Below are 14,664 nucleotides of genomic sequence, written 5' to 3' on the forward strand. Positions count from 1 at the left end.
TCGGGGGAGACTGGTGCGATGGACGCGAGTGACGACTTCGTGCAGCGGACCGCGAGCGCGCTGACGGCCGCCGGGTTCCCGCGCATGCCCGCGAGCGTCATGATGGCGCTCATGGGTGCCGACGCCGAGGGGCTGACCGCGGACGAGATCGGTGCCCGGGTGGGTGCGAGTCCAGCCGCCGTGTCGGGCGCGGTGCGGTACCTGGAGAACGTCGGGCTGCTGCGACGGCGCCGTCGGCCCGGAGAGCGTCGGGCGCTGCACGAACTGACCGAGCACGCGTGGTCCGCCGCGACGGGTGGCCGCACCGACCTGTACGACCACCTGCTGACCCTCAGCGCGGCCGAACTCGAACGCCTGCCCGAGGGCTCGATCGTGCGCGAGCGCATCGCCGAGATGGCGGACTTCATGGAGTTCGCGCGCGACGCCCTGCCTCGGCTGCTGGCCGAGTGGCGCGAGTCCCGGCGCCGGTGACCGTGCTGACGGCCGCGTTCCTGCTGCTGGCAGGGGTGCTCGCCGGGGTCATCGGCACGGCGGGTGGCATCACGTCGCTCGTCGCCTACCCGGCACTGCTGGCCGTGGGTGTCCCGCCGTTCGCCGCCAACGTCACCAACTCGGTGGCCCTGCTCGGCAGCGGTGCGAGCTCGGCCCTGCGCGCGCGGCGTGACCTGGTCGGACACGGGGCGACGCTCCGGCGGTGGGCACCTGTGACCGTCCTGGTGTCGGCGGCCGGCGCGGTGCTGCTGCTCGTCACGCCGACGCACGTGTTCGACCGTGTCGTGCCGTACCTGGTCGCCCTGGGATCGGTGCTGCTGCTCGTGCAGCCCTGGATCGACCGTCGACGCGCGTCCACCCGGTTGCGCCCGGTGGCGGCGACCGCGAGCGTGTCGGCGGTGTCGCTGTACAACGGGTACTTCGGCGCCGGAGCCGGCGTGCTCATGATCGCGGTGATGCTGCTCGACGGTGAACCGGTGCTGCACCGGGCGAACGCGCTGAAGAACGTGCTGCTGGTCGCCGCCGACGTCGTGCCCGCGGTGCTGTTCGCGGTGTCGGGCGCCGTCGTGTGGGCGTTCGTGTGGCCGCTCGGGCTGGGTGCCGTGGTCGGCGGGCTGATCGGTCCGTCGGTCGCGCGTCGGGTGCCGCAGACCCCGTTGCGGATCGGGATCGCCGTGTGCGGGTTCGTGCTGGCCGGGTACCTGTTCGTCGCGGCGTGACGGGGACCGCGCCCCGGCTGGTGGCCGGGACGCGGTCGTGTGGGTCGTGCCTAGTGCTCGTCGTAGTGGTCGTCGTGCCGAGCGTGCTTGTGCCCGTCGTGCACGTAGTCGACGTGGTCGCCGTGCTGCACGGTCTCGTGCTGGTCGCCGTCGGTGCCGTGCTCGTGCTGCGCGACGTCGTGCTCGGCGACGCGGTGCTCCTCGGGGGTGGGCGTGTCGTTCGTGTCGGTCATGGTGGTCCTTCCTGATAGTGGTTCTCATCAAGCGTAGGGGGTGGTGGTCGTCCTCCGCTACGGTCGGCGCATGGGTCGCGTGGAGGTCGTCGAGTACCGCCCGGCATGGCCCGCACGGTTCGCCGAGCTCCGCGACGCGTACGCCGACGCCCTCCGGATCGCCGACGTGCCGGTCGTGGCCATCGAGCACGTCGGCAGCACGGCGGTGCCGGGGTTGGCGGCGAAGCCGGTGATCGACGTGGACGTCGTGGTCGGCGCGACCGAGGTCGACGCGGCGGCGGCGGCGCTCGGTCGGATCGGGTTCCGACGATCGGCCGCCACGGGCGTACCGGGGCGCGTCGCGTTCGTCACGCCCGAGCGGTTCCGCCCGAGCAACACGTACGTCGTGGTCGACGGCTCCCTCGCGCTGCGGAACCACCTGGCGGTCCGTGACGTGCTGCGTGCCGACCCGTCGCTGCGCGACGAGTACGCGGCGGTCAAGCGGCACGCGGCCGCGGACGCTGCGGACATCGACGCCTACCTCGCCATGAAGGAGGCCGTGCTCACGCGGGTCCTGCAGCGCGCCGGTCTGTCTGCGGCTGATCTGGCCGGCATCGCGGCCGCGAACCGCGCGATCGCGGCGCGGGGTGCGTTGGGCTGATCGGTCAGCTGGTCACCGGGCCGCGGTCCACGTCGCGATGTGGTCGACGGCGGTCGTGAAGTCGGGGGTGCCCGGGCGGTTCAGGAACGCGTGGCGGCTGCGCGGCAGCACGTGGCGGTCGACTGGCACCGACGCCGCGGTGAGCTCGGCCGCGAACTGTTCGCCCGAACCACGCATCGCGTCGAGGTCCGCGTCGACCAGCAGCGTCGGCGGGAAGCCGTCGACCGGGTGGCCGCCGGGGAAGGCCCGGCGGTCGGTGCGCATCCGTTCCGTTCCCGCGTAGGCGCGGTTCGCGGCGTCGAGCGCCCACGGAGCGTGGGTCAGCCGCCGGTGCCCTCGGACCGAGCGGAGCACACCGGCATCGCGGGGGAGCCGGGCGTGGAAGAACCCGTACGCCAGCACGGTGCCGACCGGCGCGGGGATGTCGAGGCCGGTCGACGTCAGGGTGCCGGTCACCGCGGCGGCGAGGCACGCACCGGCACTCGCGCCGCCGAGGACCACGCCGCGCGCTGCACGTTCCGCGACGGACCGGTAGACGTGGACGACCTCGTCGTGGGCCGCGGGGGCGGGTCGCCGGGCACGAGTGCCGGAGCGGCCGACCCACGGCATCCCGGGGACGGGTCCGAGTCGGTAGCCCACCGCGACGACGGGCACGCCGCGCTCGGCGAGAGCAGTGGCGACGGCGTCGGACTCGGGCTGGTCCAGGTCACCGCGGAAGAACCCGCCGCCGTGCAGCCACAGCAGGGTCGGCGCCACGGGACATGCCGGCCGGTACCACCGCACGGGGACGGCGCCGTCCGGGCCCTCCACGACCGCATCGGTCAGCGTCAGCACCGGCGTCACGCTCCGGACGCCCCTGCGGTGGCGGACGGCACGTCGACGATGCGCTCGGCTCCCACCACGGGGTCGAGCGTGCCACCGGACGCGGCAGCCAGGTCGGCGCGCAGCACGTCGACGTCGCCGTGCGGCACGGACACCGCGAAGGTCGCGGCAGCGCCGTACGACGTCGCACCGAGGACCGCCCGGTGCCGTGCGACCCAGTCGCGCAGGACGTTGTCGATGCGGCCGGCGTCGGCGTGCGGGACGTCCACCGTGACGTCGGTGAGGGCTTCGCGGTGCACCAGGGACGCCCGGTCGAGTGCTTCGGACACCGAGGTCGAGTACGCCCGCACCAGGCCGCCGGCACCGAGCTTGACGCCGCCGAAGTACCGTGTCACGACGGCGACCACGTCCGTCAGGTCGCGCCGTCGCAGGACCTCGAGCATGGGGACCCCGGCGGTGCCGGACGGTTCACCGTCGTCGGAGGAACGCGCCTGGTCACCCAGGACGCCGGTCACCATCGCCGAGCAGTGGTGCCGGGCGTCCCACGCCTGCTTGCGGACGTCGGCGATGACCCGGTCGGCTGCCGCTGGATCGGAGGCCGGGACGACGTGGGTGATGAACCGGGACTTCGTGATGACGATCTCGTGCTCGACGGCGACCGCGATCGTGGACGGGTACCGACGGGCCATCCGACGAGCGTAGCGAGGGCGACGCCGGTCGCTGCGACCGGCGCCGGTCAGGCCTGCGCGTCGACCTCGCCGGTGTAGTCGCGGATGCGTCGCGCGGGGACGCCGGCGTAGACGCCGTGCGACTCCAGGCGGCCGCGGACGACGGCGCCCGCCGCGACGATCACGTCGTCCTCGATGTGGGCGCCGGGCAGGATCATGGACCCGCCGCCGATCCAGACCCGCTCGCCGATGACGACGGGGCGTCCGGATGCGACCGGGTCCCAGCGGCCAGCGCTGTCGATGTCGTGGTGGCTCGTCATGATGCTGACCCGCATGCCGAGCGCCGACCCGTCACCGATGGTCACCGGGGCGACCGACTCGATGGACACCGACTTGTTGATGAACACGCCGCGGCCGATCGTCAGGTTGTGGGCGCCCCCGGTGACCGAGAACCCGTGTCCGGGGCCGGACAGCACGTGTGCCCCGCCGGCCCGCAGCAGGAGCCGTCGGACGAAGCGCGGCAGGAACACGGAGCCGAGCAGGTTCGAGAACACCGCGTGCTCCACGGCGGTCGCCGCGTCCTCGCGCAACAGGGAGACGGCCGAGGGGCCGGACTTGGTGCTGGTGCTCATCGTCGCTCCGAACGTCGGGAGCGGTGGGGTCACCGCCATGCGTGAACCTAGGCGGCACCGCATGAGCCTCACAATCGCGCGTGCGGACTCTTGCGGTGTTCCGCGCAGTCCGACCGGCTGCCCGCATAGGCTCGGGGATCGTGTTCGAACTCCACCACCTGTCGGCGCAGGACCTCTGGGACTGGATCCGGCGCGGCGACACCACGGCCCGCGAAGCGACGGAGCACTACCTCGCCCGGATCGAGCGGTTGGACGGGGGACTCGGCGCCTTCGTGACCGTGACCGCGGAAGCCGCACGCCAGCGAGCCGACCGTCTCGGGCACCTGGTGCCGACGTCACGACCGCTGTGGGGCCTCCCGTCCGCGGACAAGGACCTGTACGACCGGACCGGCGTGCCGACCGGATCCGGGTCGGTGTCGCTGCCGGACCGTCCCGCGACGGCCGACCACCCGCTCGTCGCCGCGCTCGACGCGGCCGGCGCGGTGAGCCTCGGCAAGACGGCGACGCCGGAGTTCGGGATGTCCTCGTCGTCGGAGACCCGTCGCGGGGTCACCCGGAACCCGTATGACACGACGCGGGCTCCCGGCGGGTCGTCGAGCGGTGCCGCGGTGGCCGTGGCCGCCGGACTGCTTCCCGCTGCCGTGGGATCGGACGGTGGCGGCTCGGTGCGGATCCCGGCCGCCGCGACGGGGCTGGTCGGGCTGAAGCCGAGCCGGGGTCGCGTGCCGTCGATGCCCGGACGCAGCGGCGTGGGCGGGTTGAGCGTCGCCGGGCCGATCACCCGTTCCGTCGCGGACGCCGGGATGCTCCTCGACGCGCTGGTCGCGCCGACCGGGCTCGACGAGCCCACGCCGTACGCGCTGGTCACGCCCGACGTCGGCGACGGGCCGTTCACCGCGGCGGCCGTCCGCGGCGAGGGCCGGTTCGTGCTCGGGCTGCTCGACGGGTCGCCGTGGGACGAGGCCGTCGACGTCGTGGTCGACCCGGCAGCGCGCGCCGCGGTCGACACCGCCGTGCGGGTGCTCGGCGAGCTCGGGCACGGGGTCGAGGACGTCGCGATGCCGCGCGTGCCCTACGCCGACGCGTTCCGGGTGGCGTGGGAGAGCTCTGCTGCGCGACTGCCGCTGGTGCCCGGGATCGACCTGACGGCACTGACCCCGCTCGTGTCGTGGCTGGTGTCCCGCGGGCAGGCGCTCACCGGCACGCGGGTCCTCGACGCGATGACGGCGCTCGACACGTTCTCGGTCGCGCTGATCCGGGCGTTCAGTCGCTTCGACGCGGTCGTCACGCCGACGCTCGCGCTCACACCGCGCCCCCTCGGCTGGTACGGCACCGACCCGGAGGAGGACTTCCGGCGGCAGTGCGCGTACTCGCCGTGGACCTCGATGGCCAACGTGGCGGGGCTGCCGGCGATCACGCTGCCCGTCGGCGTCACCGCGGACGACCACCCCGACGGCGGTGGGTTGCCGATGGGTGTGCAGCTGATCGGGCGCCCGGGCGGGGAGCGGACGCTGCTGGCGCTGGGGGCACAGCTCGAGCGTCGGGTGCGGTGGCAGCGGCGGCACCCGGCGGGGTGGTGACCGGCGGCTGACGATCGGTCGCAACACCCCGCCGGCGCGTCGTCGATTGGTCGCAGATCGTCGCTCGGGGGACTCGACGAGTGGTCGCAACACCCCGTCGGCGCGTCGTCGAGTGGTCGCAGATCGTCGCTCGCGGCGCTGCGGGACGACGATCTGCGACCGGTCGGCGGACCTGAGCGGGGTGTTGCGACCGGTCGGCGCCTCCGGCCCTGCACCCGGCGCCTCCGGCAGCGTCGGCGCCTCCGGCACTGCACCCGGCGCCTCCGGCAGCGTCGGCGCCTACGGCAGCGTCGGCGCCGCCTCGACCAACGCCCGCGTGACGGGGTGCTCGGGCGCGTCGAGCAGGGACACCGGCCCGTGCTCGACGATCCGGCCCGCCGACATCACCGCGACCGTGTCGCACAGCCGCTGCACCACGCCGATGTCGTGCGACACGAGCACCATCGTCAACCCGAGCGTCGACGCCAGCGACTCCAGCAGCTCGATCACCCGCGCCCGCACCACGACGTCGAGGGCGCTCATCGGTTCGTCTCCGAACAGGATCCGCGGACCGTGCACGACCGCCCGCGCGATCGCGATGCGCTGCCGTTGCCCGCCGGAGAACTCGTGCGGGTACCGGTCCACCGTGTCGGCCGGCAGGTCCACCCGCGCGAGCGCCGACGCGACCATCGCCGCGTGCGACCCGGGGATGCGGAGCGCCCGCAGCGGCTCGGCGACGATCGCGCCGACGCGCATCCGTGGGTCGAGCGACCCGTACGGGTCCTGGAAGACCACCCCGGTCTCGCGACGGAACCAGCGCATCCGTGCCGCGGACCCGGACGCGACCACGGGTCGGCCGTCAGCGGTGACCGTGCCGGCGGTGGGGGCCTCCAGTCCGGCCAGCAGGCGGACGAGCGTCGACTTGCCGGAGCCGGACTCGCCGACGATCCCGAGCCGGGCACCGGTGGCGACCGTCAGGTCGACGCCGTCGACGGCGGTGCGCACCGGCCCGGGTTCGAACGGTCCGCGGCGGGGGAGCCGGTAGGTGCGGTGCAGGCCGACGGCCTCGAGCGCGGTCACGGGGTCCTCCGGGCGGTGGCGCGTGCGGCGTCGACCAGTGCCCGCGTCGTCGGGTGCTTCGGGGCGGCGAGCAGGTCGGTGACGGTGCCGGTCTCGACGACCCGGCCTGCGTCGAGCACCACGACGGTGTCGGCGATCCGGGCGAGCACGGCCAGGTCGTGCGTGACGAACACGAGCGACACGTCGAGCCCGTCGAGCAGGTCCAGGATGCGCGCCTCGGTCGTGACGTCCAGCGCGGTGGTGGGTTCGTCCGCGATCAGCAGCCCGGGCTGCCCGGCCAGTGCCATCGCGATGCAGATGCGCTGCCGCTGCCCGCCGGAGAGCTGGTGCGGGTACTGCCGCAGCAGCGAGGCCGGGTCCGGCAGGCCGACCGCGTGCGCCAGGTCGACCGCCGCGGCGTCGGCAGCACGACGGTCCATGCCCCGGTGCAGGCGCAGCGGCTCGGCGATCTGCCGGCCGACGCGGCGCAGGGGGTCGAGTGCGGTGCCGGGCTCCTGGAACACCATGCCCATCCGTGCGCCACGGAACGGCGCGCGCTGCCGGTCGGCGAGTCCGACCAGCTCGTGGCCGTCGAGCCGGACGCTGCCCGACACGTCGGCTCCGGTGGGCTCGAGCCCCATCAGGGCGAGCGAGGTCATCGACTTGCCGGAACCGGACGCGCCGATGACGCCGACACGACCGCCGGGAGGCACGGTGAACGTGACGTCGTCGAGTACCGTCCGCCCCGTGATGCGGACCGACAGGCCGTGGACCTCGAGCGTGCTGGCTTCGGTCATGCGGTCACCTCGGTCTCGCCCCGGTGCGGGCGTCACGCGGGGCGCCATCGACGGGACCGCGCGGGGCACCGTCGACGGGACCGCGCGGGGCGCCGTCGACGGGACCGCGCGGGTTGCCGTCGACGGGACCGCGCGGGGTGCTGTCGCCCGGGCCGCGGTCGGCGGGGTCGCGTGGGCCGCGGTCGGCGTCGCGGGCACGGTCGCCCGTCGTCAGGCGTGGGTCCGAGGCGTCGCGGATCGCGTCCCCGAGCAACGACAGCGCCATGACGACGAGCGCGATCGCGGCACCCGGCCAGGTCGCGCTCCACGGGTGCACGCCGATGTACGTCTGCAGGTCGGACAGCAGGCTGCCCCACGACGCCGTGCCCGACCCGGCGCCGTAGCCCAGGTAGGACAGCCCGGCCTCGGCAAGGACCGCCGTGGCCATCGCGAGTGACAGCTGCACGGTGAACACCGGCGCCGCGTTCGGCACCAGGTGGCGCAGCAGCACGCCGCCGGGGCCGACGCCCGATGCCCGTGCCGCGGTGACGTAGTCGCTCCGGGCGATGCGGCGGATCTCGCCGCGGGCGACGCGGGCGATCGTCACGCCGAACGTCAGCCCGACGGAAACGATGACGACGCCGAGCGACCCGCCGAACACCGCGGTGAGCAGCATCGCGGTCAGCAGGGTGGGGAAGGCGACCAGGATGTCGAGCAGCACGGCGGTGCCCTCGCGCACCCAGCGCGCCGTGAGCGAGCCGACGGCGGTCAGCACCATGCCGACCACGCTGGCGATCACCCCGGAGCCGACGGCCACCAGCACGGTCGTCCGGGTGCCGGCGAGCAGGTAGCTGGCGATGTCGCGGCCGACGGCGTCGGTGCCGAACCAGTGCGCGGCACTCGGCGCGGCCCACTGTCCGGCGGGGTCGGTGCGGAACGGGTCCTGGGGGGTCCAGACCAGCGACACGGCGGCCAGCAGCACGAGCAGCCCGAGGACGACGACGGCGAAGGCCCCGGTCGGACGGGCGACGACGCGGCGGATGCCGGCTCCGGCCATCAGACGGCCTCTCGCTGCCGGGGGTCGAGTGCGCGGTGTGCGACGTCGACGGCGAACCCGACCAGCAGCACCAGGCCGGTCAGCACGAGCAGCTCGGACTGCACCTTGGTGATGTCGCGGCGCCCGACGTCGGTGACGAGCATCCGCCCGACACCCGGCAACGAGAACACCTGCTCGACGACGACGGCACCGACCAGCAGCCCGGCGATCTGCACGCCGAGCACCGCCAGCACGGTGAGCGCCACCGAACCGAGCCCGTGCCGCAGCAGCGCCTGGGTGCGCGTCAGCCCGACCGCGGCGGCGGTGCGCAGGTGGTCGGCGTCGAGCACGGACAGCGTGGCGGAGCGGGTGAACCGCAGGATGACGGCCCCCTCGACGGCGCCGATCGTCAGCGCCGGCAGCACGAGCGACGAGAACGCCCGGCCCGGCTCGGACCAGCCGTCGAGCGGGAAGCCCTGGGTCGGCAGCCAGTGCAACGTGACGGCGAACAGCGCGACGAGCAGCATGCCGGCCCAGACGACCGGCACGGCGGCGACCGCCTGTGCGACGAACGCGATGACCGCTCCGCCCGCGCGTCGTCGCAGCACGGCGGCGACGATCCCGAGCGGGACGCCGAGCGCCAGGGCGGCGACCAGGGACATGCCAGCCAGGGGGAGCGTGACGCCGAGCTTCTGGACGATCTGGGGCGCCACCGGGCCCCGGGTCACCAGCGACCGGCCGAGGTCACCGCGGAACACCCCGCCGATCCAGTCGAGGTACTGCACCACGACGGGTCGGTCGAGTCCGAGCTGCTGTCGGAGTTCGGCGACCGTGGCGGGCGTGGCCTGCGTACCAGCGACGACCTGGGCGACGTCGCCCGGCAGCACACGCAGCGTCGCGAAGACGATGATGCTCGCGACGAGCAGGCCGACGACGAGCAGCAGCAGTCGCCCGACGAGGAACCGGGTCACGAGACGATGCTAGTCGGCGGCCGGTGGTGGTCCGGCGCTACCGCATCGCCAGCTTCGCCAGGTCGAGGCGGGAGTTGCCGCCGTCGACCGGGAAGCCGGTGACCCCCTTGCGGACCGCGGTGATCGCGGTGGCGGTGTAGAGCCACTCACCGGCGGCGTCCTCGCTGACGATGCGCGCGGCCTTCCGCAGGTCAGCCTCCTTCTCAGCGGTCGACGTGGTCGCGATCGACGCCGCGTACAGGTCCTGCACCTGCTGGTTGTCGTACCCGAAGTAGTAGTCCGGGTTCGCCCAGTTGCCGAAGTCACGGGCCTCGACGTGGTCGACCATCGACATGTCGAAGTCGCGGGTGCCGCTGGCCGGCTTCTGGAACACCTGCGACAGCCAGGTGGCGAAGTCGACGCGCTTGACCGTCAGCGTGATGCCGACGTCGGCGAGCTGCGAGGTCAGGACGTCGCCGATCGTCGTCGGGTACACGTTGGCGTACGTCAGCGTGAGTTTCAGGTCCTTCTGCCCGGCCGCGGCGAGCAGCTTCTTGGCGTTCGACGGGTCGTAGGCGTCGATGTCCGTCAGGTCCTGGTACCCGGGGTCGAGCTCGGGGATCGGGCCGCCCTGTTCGATGCCCGTGCCGCCGACGGCCTTGATGAGCGCCTTCGGGTCGATCGCCTGGCGGATGGCCTGGCGCACCCGCTTGTCGGTGAAGGGGGCCTTCTGGTCGTTGAACGCCAGCGTGTACTTGTCGGTCGTCTTGCCGGTGTGCAGGGCGATGTCGCTGTTGCCCTGCAGCTGGCTCTTCAGCGTGCCGTCCACGGGGTTGAGCACGTCGAGGTCGCCGTTCGCCATCGCGTTGACGGCGGTCGACGGGTCCGTGATGTAGCGGAACACGATCTTCGCGACCTTCGGCTTCGCGCCCCAGTAGTCCGCGTTGCGCGAGAACGTCAACGAGTCGCCCTGCTTCCACGACGCGACCTCGAACGGACCGGTGCCGTTCGCGGTGTCGGACAGGTCGTTCTTCGCGGCCTGCTCGAGCACCAGGCCGGAGCGTCCCGTCAGTGTGAATAGCAGGTCGGAGTCGGGCTTGGCGAGCGTGAGCCGGACGACGCCGTCCGAGGGTGACGTGATCGCGGTCACGCCGGCGAGCTTGGCGGAGTCGACGTAGCTGGCGTTGTCCTTGACCTGCTGCAGCGACCAGACGACGTCGGACGCCTTGACCGGCTTGCCGTCCTGGAACGTGATCCCCTTGCGCAGCGTGAACGTGTACGTCAGGCCGTCGCTCGAGACCTCGTGCGAGGACGCCAGCACGTCGCGGATGTCCCCCTCGGCGGTGCGCCCGACGAGCCCCTGGTACACGTTGTCGATGAGCACCTGGTCCAGGGCCGCGCCGGACTGCGTGCGGATGTCCAGGCTGGTCGGTTCCAGCACCAGGCCGACCCGCACGGTCGCGTCGTCACCGCCCTTGGGCGCGGACGATCCGCTGCACCCGGTCAGGGCGATCGCCGCGGCGACGACGACCGCGGTGGCGGCCAGCGCCGTGCGGCCGAGGCGCGGACGGGCCCCGCTGGTGGCGGATCGACGGGCCCCGCTGGTGGCGGGTCGACGGGCGAGGAGGGGGCTCATGGGTGCTGGGTTCCTTCCGGCGGGGAGCGACGGCACGTCGCGCGCGCTCGGGAGAATCTACCGGCGCACTGCGGTTTCTCCGCCCCCGTGCAACAAATCGTGACGCGACGCCCATTCCCGGATCGCGGCGGCCAGCGCGAGCGGTGCCTGGGTCTGCACGGCGTGCCGCGCGGTGACCGTGACGATCTCGGCGCCCGGCATCCGCTCGCCGAACGTCGTCACGAGCTTCGGGGAGACGTACCCGCGGTCGCCCCGGACCAGCAGCAGCGGCACGTCGAGCGACTCCAGGTCCGGCCACGCGTCGGCGAACCGGCCCACCGACGACGTCCGACCGGCCGGCAGGTGCGGGAAGTGGTGGCGCCGGACCAGACGACCGTCCGCACCCAGACGGGTGGTGTGCCGGGCTTCGCGCAGCAGCACCTGGCGGTCGTCGCCGACGCGGGCCTCGATCGCGCGCTCGACGACCTCGTCCAGGTCGGCGAACGGTTCCTCGGTCTCCAGCGCCCGGGCGATGCGGTCGACGGCACGCTGGGCGAAGTCCGGGGACATGTCGACGAGCACCAGGCCGGTCACGCGCTCGGGCGCCGTCGCGGCGATCCGGGCGGCCAGGATCGCGCCGAGGGAGTGCCCGACCAGCAGCCCGGGCGGCACCGCGAGGGCGTCGAGCGCCGCCAGCACCGCGGGTGCCGTGGCCGACGCGGCGTAGTCCGCATCGTCCCGCCACGCGGACCGGCCGTGGCCGGGCAGGTCGAGGGCGACCGCCGGCTGGCCGACGGCCAGGGCCGTCACGTCGAAGCTGTGGGCGTCGATGCCGAGCCCGTGCAGGTAGGTGACCCGGGCCTCCTGGCCGGGGTCCGCCGGATCCTGCCAGCGGATGGCGGAGATCGCGCCGTGACCGGCGTCGGGCAGGTCCGTCCTGGAGGCCCGCAGCGGCTCCGTCACGCCGCTCGCGCGGGCGAGGTCGGCAAGGTCGCGGAATTCGTCGTCGGCTTCGAGCACGGGCCCAGTCTCGCACCGTGGGATTCCCGGCCAGGGTGAGGTGAGGCATGCCATACTCGGGGTCGTGGCAGCCCGGTACCGTGTGTTCTCCGTCCGTGTGGCGGCCGTCACCGCGCTCACCCCGGCCTTCGTGCGGGTGACCCTGTCCGGTCCGGACCTGGCAGCGTTCGCCTCGGTCGGGCTCGACCAGCGGATCAAGGTCGTGCTGCCGATCCCCGGGCACGGGTTCACCGACCTGCCCGACGGCGCCGACTGGTACGCCGCGTGGCGTGCCCTGCCGGACGCCACCCGCAACCCGCTCCGCACCTACACGGTCCGTTCGTTCCGCCCGGACGCACACGAGCTCGACATCGACTTCGTCGCCCACGGCGACGCCGGGCCCGCGTCGCGCTGGGTGTCGTCGTGCGTCGTCGGCGACGAGCTCCGCATCGTCGGACCGGCCGTGCCGTCCTCGCCCGCCGAGCTGCCCTCGGGTGCGGCGGAGTTCGCGCCGGGCGCGGCCAACCGGATCCTGCTCGCCGGGGACGAGACCGCCGCGCCGGCGATCTGCGCGATCCTCGAAGCGCTCGACGTCACCACCGTCGGCCACGTCTTCATCGAGGTCCCGACCGACGCCGACCGGCTGCCGGTCGCTGCGCCCGCCGGGGTCGAGGTGCGCTGGATCGCCCGGAACGGCGCGTCGCACGGGGCGCGGATGACGGACCACGTGCACGCGTGGGCGTCGACGGCGGTCAGTGCTGCCGGTGCTGCTGGTGCTGGTGCTGCTGGGGTCTCCGGTCCAGCATCGGACGTCGAGCTCGTCGACGTGGACGTCGACCGCGAGACCCTGTGGGACGTCCCGCCCGTCACCGACGCGCAGCTGTACGCCTGGATCGCGGGCGAGGCCGCCTGTGTCAAGGAACTCCGCCGGCACCTGGTGCGCCGGGTCGGGCTCGATCGCAAGCAGGTGGCCTTCATGGGCTACTGGCGGCACGGCAAGGCCGAGAACTGAACACGGCAGGGGCTGCAGCCGGGCCGGCTGCCGACACACCCGTCGGGTTCCCGGCCGTGCCGACCACGGCGCTCGGGGCGCGCGGACTCACCCTGGGCTACGACGACCGTGTCGTCGTGGACCACCTGGACGTCGACGTCCCGGACGGCGAGCTGACCGTCATCGTCGGCCCGAACGCCTGCGGCAAGTCGACGCTCCTCAAGGCGTTCGCCCGCACCCTGAAGCCCAGCGCCGGCACCGTGTACCTGGACGGCGCACCGCTGTCCACGTACCGCCCGAAGGCCGTCGCCCGCCGGGTCGCGATGCTGCCGCAGACCCCGATCGCCCCCGACGGCATCACCGTGCGCGACCTGGTCTCGCGCGGACGGTTCCCACACCAGGACCTGTTGCACCCGACCAGCGGGAACGACCGTTCGGCGGTGCAGCGTGCGCTCGTGCAGACCGACACGCTGGCGCTGGCCGACCGTGGCGTCGACGAGCTGTCGGGTGGGCAGCGGCAGCGGGTGTGGATCGCGATGGTGCTGGCGCAGGAGACCGACATCGTGCTGCTCGACGAGCCCACCACGTTCCTGGACATCGCCCACCAGTACGACGTGCTCGAACTGGCGGCGTCGTTGCACGCGGCCGGACGCACCGTGGTCGCGGTGCTGCACGACCTGAACCAGGCGGCGCGGTACGCCACCCACGTCATCGCGATGCGTGCGGGCGAGGTCGTGGCGCAAGGGCCGCCGGCGTCGGTGCTGACGGCCTCGTTGATCGAGGACGTCTTCGGGCTGCCCTGCGTCGTCGTCGCCGACCCCGAGACGGGCACCCCGCTCGTCGTGCCGCGTCGCGCGCGCTGACCCGCTCACGCTGCCCCGCCCGCGCCGTCCCGCCCGCGCCGTCCCGCCCGCGCCGCCCCGCCGTCCCTGTCCGAGTGGTCACGACTCCCCGCTCAGGTCCGCCGAGTGGTCACGAACTGTCGCGAGTTCGGCGCCCGATCGACGGATTGTGACCACTCGGCATGATCGGCTCGGGGTGTCGTGGCCAGTCGCGAACGACGGACTGTGACCAGTCGAGCGAGCAGGCAGAGCGCAGAGCGCTGCGCGTCGGGGTCAGCGGTAGCCGCCGTCCTCCAGCCCGGCCTCGACCTCGAAGCGGTTGCGCAGCGGATCCCGCCCGGCGACCGCGTAGAGCAGGGGCATGAGCATGCCGTACCGGCGCCACTGCGTGACGTGCACCCGCTCGTGTCGCAGCACGCGGTCGCCGTCGTTGTCGCGCGTCAGGTACACCGACCCGACACAGGTGCCGCCGCGCCGGAACACCCACCGTGGCAGGCCGGAGCACACGATCAGGCCGTCGACGACCCGCACGGGACCGGTCGACAGCGGGACGCCGACCGCGAGCCCGACCCCGGTGGCGAAGAGCCACCCGAGCCGGGACACGGGGGAGTCGAGGAGCGGGTTCCGCACG

At 73.6% G+C, this 14,664-nt stretch carries 17 protein-coding genes; 6 read left to right on the forward strand and 11 right to left on the reverse strand.

Going from position 1 to position 14,664, the window contains the following annotated elements; all coding sequences use genetic code 11:
* Positions 1-18 precede the first annotated feature (18 nt).
* Positions 19-471 (forward strand): GbsR/MarR family transcriptional regulator, encoded by a 453-nt coding sequence (locus tag ACLBWP_RS00065; protein ID WP_447653565.1) that lies wholly within the window; start codon positions 19-21, stop codon positions 469-471.
* Complete coding sequence (locus tag ACLBWP_RS00070; RefSeq protein ID WP_447653566.1) at positions 468-1,211, forward strand: sulfite exporter TauE/SafE family protein; 744 nt, start codon at positions 468-470, stop codon at positions 1,209-1,211. The genes ACLBWP_RS00065 and ACLBWP_RS00070 overlap by 4 nt, the downstream gene beginning before the upstream one ends.
* A gap of 50 nt (positions 1,212-1,261) precedes the next feature.
* Here ACLBWP_RS00070 and ACLBWP_RS00075 read toward each other — a convergent pair whose 3' ends face one another.
* The gene (locus ACLBWP_RS00075) at positions 1,262-1,444 is read right to left on the reverse strand and encodes a zinc transporter permease (protein WP_447653567.1); all 183 of its coding nucleotides are present in this window, start codon (positions 1,442-1,444) and stop codon (positions 1,262-1,264) included.
* Positions 1,445-1,514: 70 nt separating this feature from the next.
* On the opposite strand from ACLBWP_RS00075, the gene ACLBWP_RS00080 reads away from it, so the two are divergent.
* Positions 1,515-2,084 (forward strand): GrpB family protein, encoded by a 570-nt coding sequence (locus tag ACLBWP_RS00080; RefSeq protein WP_447653568.1) that lies wholly within the window; start codon positions 1,515-1,517, stop codon positions 2,082-2,084.
* A gap of 12 nt (positions 2,085-2,096) precedes the next feature.
* Here ACLBWP_RS00080 and ACLBWP_RS00085 read toward each other — a convergent pair whose 3' ends face one another.
* From ACLBWP_RS00085 to ACLBWP_RS00095, 3 genes are read right to left on the reverse strand one after another with little or no spacing between them, the layout of a single operon-like run.
* Positions 2,097-2,918 (reverse strand): alpha/beta hydrolase, encoded by an 822-nt coding sequence (locus ACLBWP_RS00085; RefSeq protein WP_447653569.1) that lies wholly within the window; start codon positions 2,916-2,918, stop codon positions 2,097-2,099.
* A gap of 5 nt (positions 2,919-2,923) precedes the next feature.
* On the reverse strand, positions 2,924-3,595 hold the full coding sequence (locus ACLBWP_RS00090) for an IMPACT family protein (protein ID WP_447653570.1): 672 nt from the start codon (positions 3,593-3,595) through the stop codon (positions 2,924-2,926).
* Positions 3,596-3,642: 47 nt separating this feature from the next.
* Positions 3,643-4,206 (reverse strand): acyltransferase, encoded by a 564-nt coding sequence (locus ACLBWP_RS00095; protein WP_243561941.1) that lies wholly within the window; start codon positions 4,204-4,206, stop codon positions 3,643-3,645.
* A gap of 140 nt (positions 4,207-4,346) precedes the next feature.
* Here ACLBWP_RS00095 and ACLBWP_RS00100 point away from each other — a divergent pair, with 140 nt between their 5' ends.
* Positions 4,347-5,786 carry an amidase gene (locus ACLBWP_RS00100; protein ID WP_447653571.1) on the forward strand — a complete coding sequence of 480 codons (1,440 nt, stop codon included), beginning with the start codon at positions 4,347-4,349 and terminating at the stop codon, positions 5,784-5,786.
* Between the two features lie 279 nt (positions 5,787-6,065).
* On the opposite strand, the gene ACLBWP_RS00105 is transcribed toward ACLBWP_RS00100, so the two are convergent.
* The 6 genes from ACLBWP_RS00105 to ACLBWP_RS00130 are packed head-to-tail and all read right to left on the reverse strand — an operon-like array spanning position 6,066 to position 12,221.
* On the reverse strand, positions 6,066-6,845 hold the full coding sequence (locus ACLBWP_RS00105; protein WP_447653572.1) for an ABC transporter ATP-binding protein: 780 nt from the start codon (positions 6,843-6,845) through the stop codon (positions 6,066-6,068).
* Positions 6,842-7,621, reverse strand: a complete 780-nt coding sequence (locus ACLBWP_RS00110; protein ID WP_447653573.1) for an ABC transporter ATP-binding protein — start codon at positions 7,619-7,621, stop codon at positions 6,842-6,844. Before ACLBWP_RS00110 ends, ACLBWP_RS00105 begins: the two co-directional genes overlap by 4 nt.
* A 4-nt stretch (positions 7,622-7,625) precedes the next feature.
* Positions 7,626-8,657 carry an ABC transporter permease gene (locus ACLBWP_RS00115; protein WP_447653574.1) on the reverse strand — a complete coding sequence of 344 codons (1,032 nt, stop codon included), beginning with the start codon at positions 8,655-8,657 and terminating at the stop codon, positions 7,626-7,628.
* Positions 8,657-9,607: an ABC transporter permease gene (locus tag ACLBWP_RS00120; RefSeq protein ID WP_447653575.1), complete on the reverse strand. Its 951-nt coding sequence runs from the start codon at positions 9,605-9,607 to the stop codon at positions 8,657-8,659. The genes ACLBWP_RS00115 and ACLBWP_RS00120 overlap by 1 nt, the downstream gene beginning before the upstream one ends.
* 37 nt (positions 9,608-9,644) lie before the next feature.
* A complete protein-coding gene (locus tag ACLBWP_RS00125) occupies positions 9,645-11,222 on the reverse strand; it encodes an ABC transporter substrate-binding protein (RefSeq protein ID WP_447653576.1) in 1,578 nt (525 codons plus the stop codon).
* A 57-nt stretch (positions 11,223-11,279) separates the two neighbouring features.
* Positions 11,280-12,221 carry an alpha/beta fold hydrolase gene (locus ACLBWP_RS00130; RefSeq protein WP_447653577.1) on the reverse strand — a complete coding sequence of 314 codons (942 nt, stop codon included), beginning with the start codon at positions 12,219-12,221 and terminating at the stop codon, positions 11,280-11,282.
* Positions 12,222-12,285: 64 nt separating this feature from the next.
* On the opposite strand from ACLBWP_RS00130, the gene ACLBWP_RS00135 reads away from it, so the two are divergent.
* Positions 12,286-13,212: a siderophore-interacting protein gene (locus ACLBWP_RS00135; protein ID WP_447653578.1), complete on the forward strand. Its 927-nt coding sequence runs from the start codon at positions 12,286-12,288 to the stop codon at positions 13,210-13,212.
* Positions 13,213-13,268: 56 nt separating this feature from the next.
* Positions 13,269-14,054 (forward strand): ABC transporter ATP-binding protein, encoded by a 786-nt coding sequence (locus ACLBWP_RS00140; RefSeq protein WP_447653579.1) that lies wholly within the window; start codon positions 13,269-13,271, stop codon positions 14,052-14,054.
* A 252-nt stretch (positions 14,055-14,306) separates the two neighbouring features.
* Here ACLBWP_RS00140 and ACLBWP_RS00145 read toward each other — a convergent pair whose 3' ends face one another.
* On the reverse strand, positions 14,307-14,663 hold the full coding sequence (locus tag ACLBWP_RS00145; RefSeq protein ID WP_071300607.1) for a Fe-S oxidoreductase: 357 nt from the start codon (positions 14,661-14,663) through the stop codon (positions 14,307-14,309).
* Between the last annotated feature and the right edge of the window lies 1 nt (position 14,664).

The organism is Microbacterium sp. M1A1_1b (genome assembly GCF_053345565.1).

Coding starts and splice junctions, on each gene's coding strand:
- ACLBWP_RS00065 (WP_447653565.1), top strand. CDS start 19: ATGGACGCGAGTGACGACTTCGTGCAGCGGACCGCGAGCGCGCTGACG.
- ACLBWP_RS00075 (WP_447653567.1), bottom strand. CDS start 1,444: ATGACCGACACGAACGACACGCCCACCCCCGAGGAGCACCGCGTCGCC.
- ACLBWP_RS00080 (WP_447653568.1), top strand. CDS start 1,515: ATGGGTCGCGTGGAGGTCGTCGAGTACCGCCCGGCATGGCCCGCACGG.
- ACLBWP_RS00090 (WP_447653570.1), bottom strand. CDS start 3,595: ATGGCCCGTCGGTACCCGTCCACGATCGCGGTCGCCGTCGAGCACGAG.
- ACLBWP_RS00095 (WP_243561941.1), bottom strand. CDS start 4,206: ATGAGCACCAGCACCAAGTCCGGCCCCTCGGCCGTCTCCCTGTTGCGC.
- ACLBWP_RS00110 (WP_447653573.1), bottom strand. CDS start 7,621: ATGACCGAAGCCAGCACGCTCGAGGTCCACGGCCTGTCGGTCCGCATC.
- ACLBWP_RS00115 (WP_447653574.1), bottom strand. CDS start 8,657: ATGGCCGGAGCCGGCATCCGCCGCGTCGTCGCCCGTCCGACCGGGGCC.
- ACLBWP_RS00125 (WP_447653576.1), bottom strand. CDS start 11,222: ATGAGCCCCCTCCTCGCCCGTCGACCCGCCACCAGCGGGGCCCGTCGA.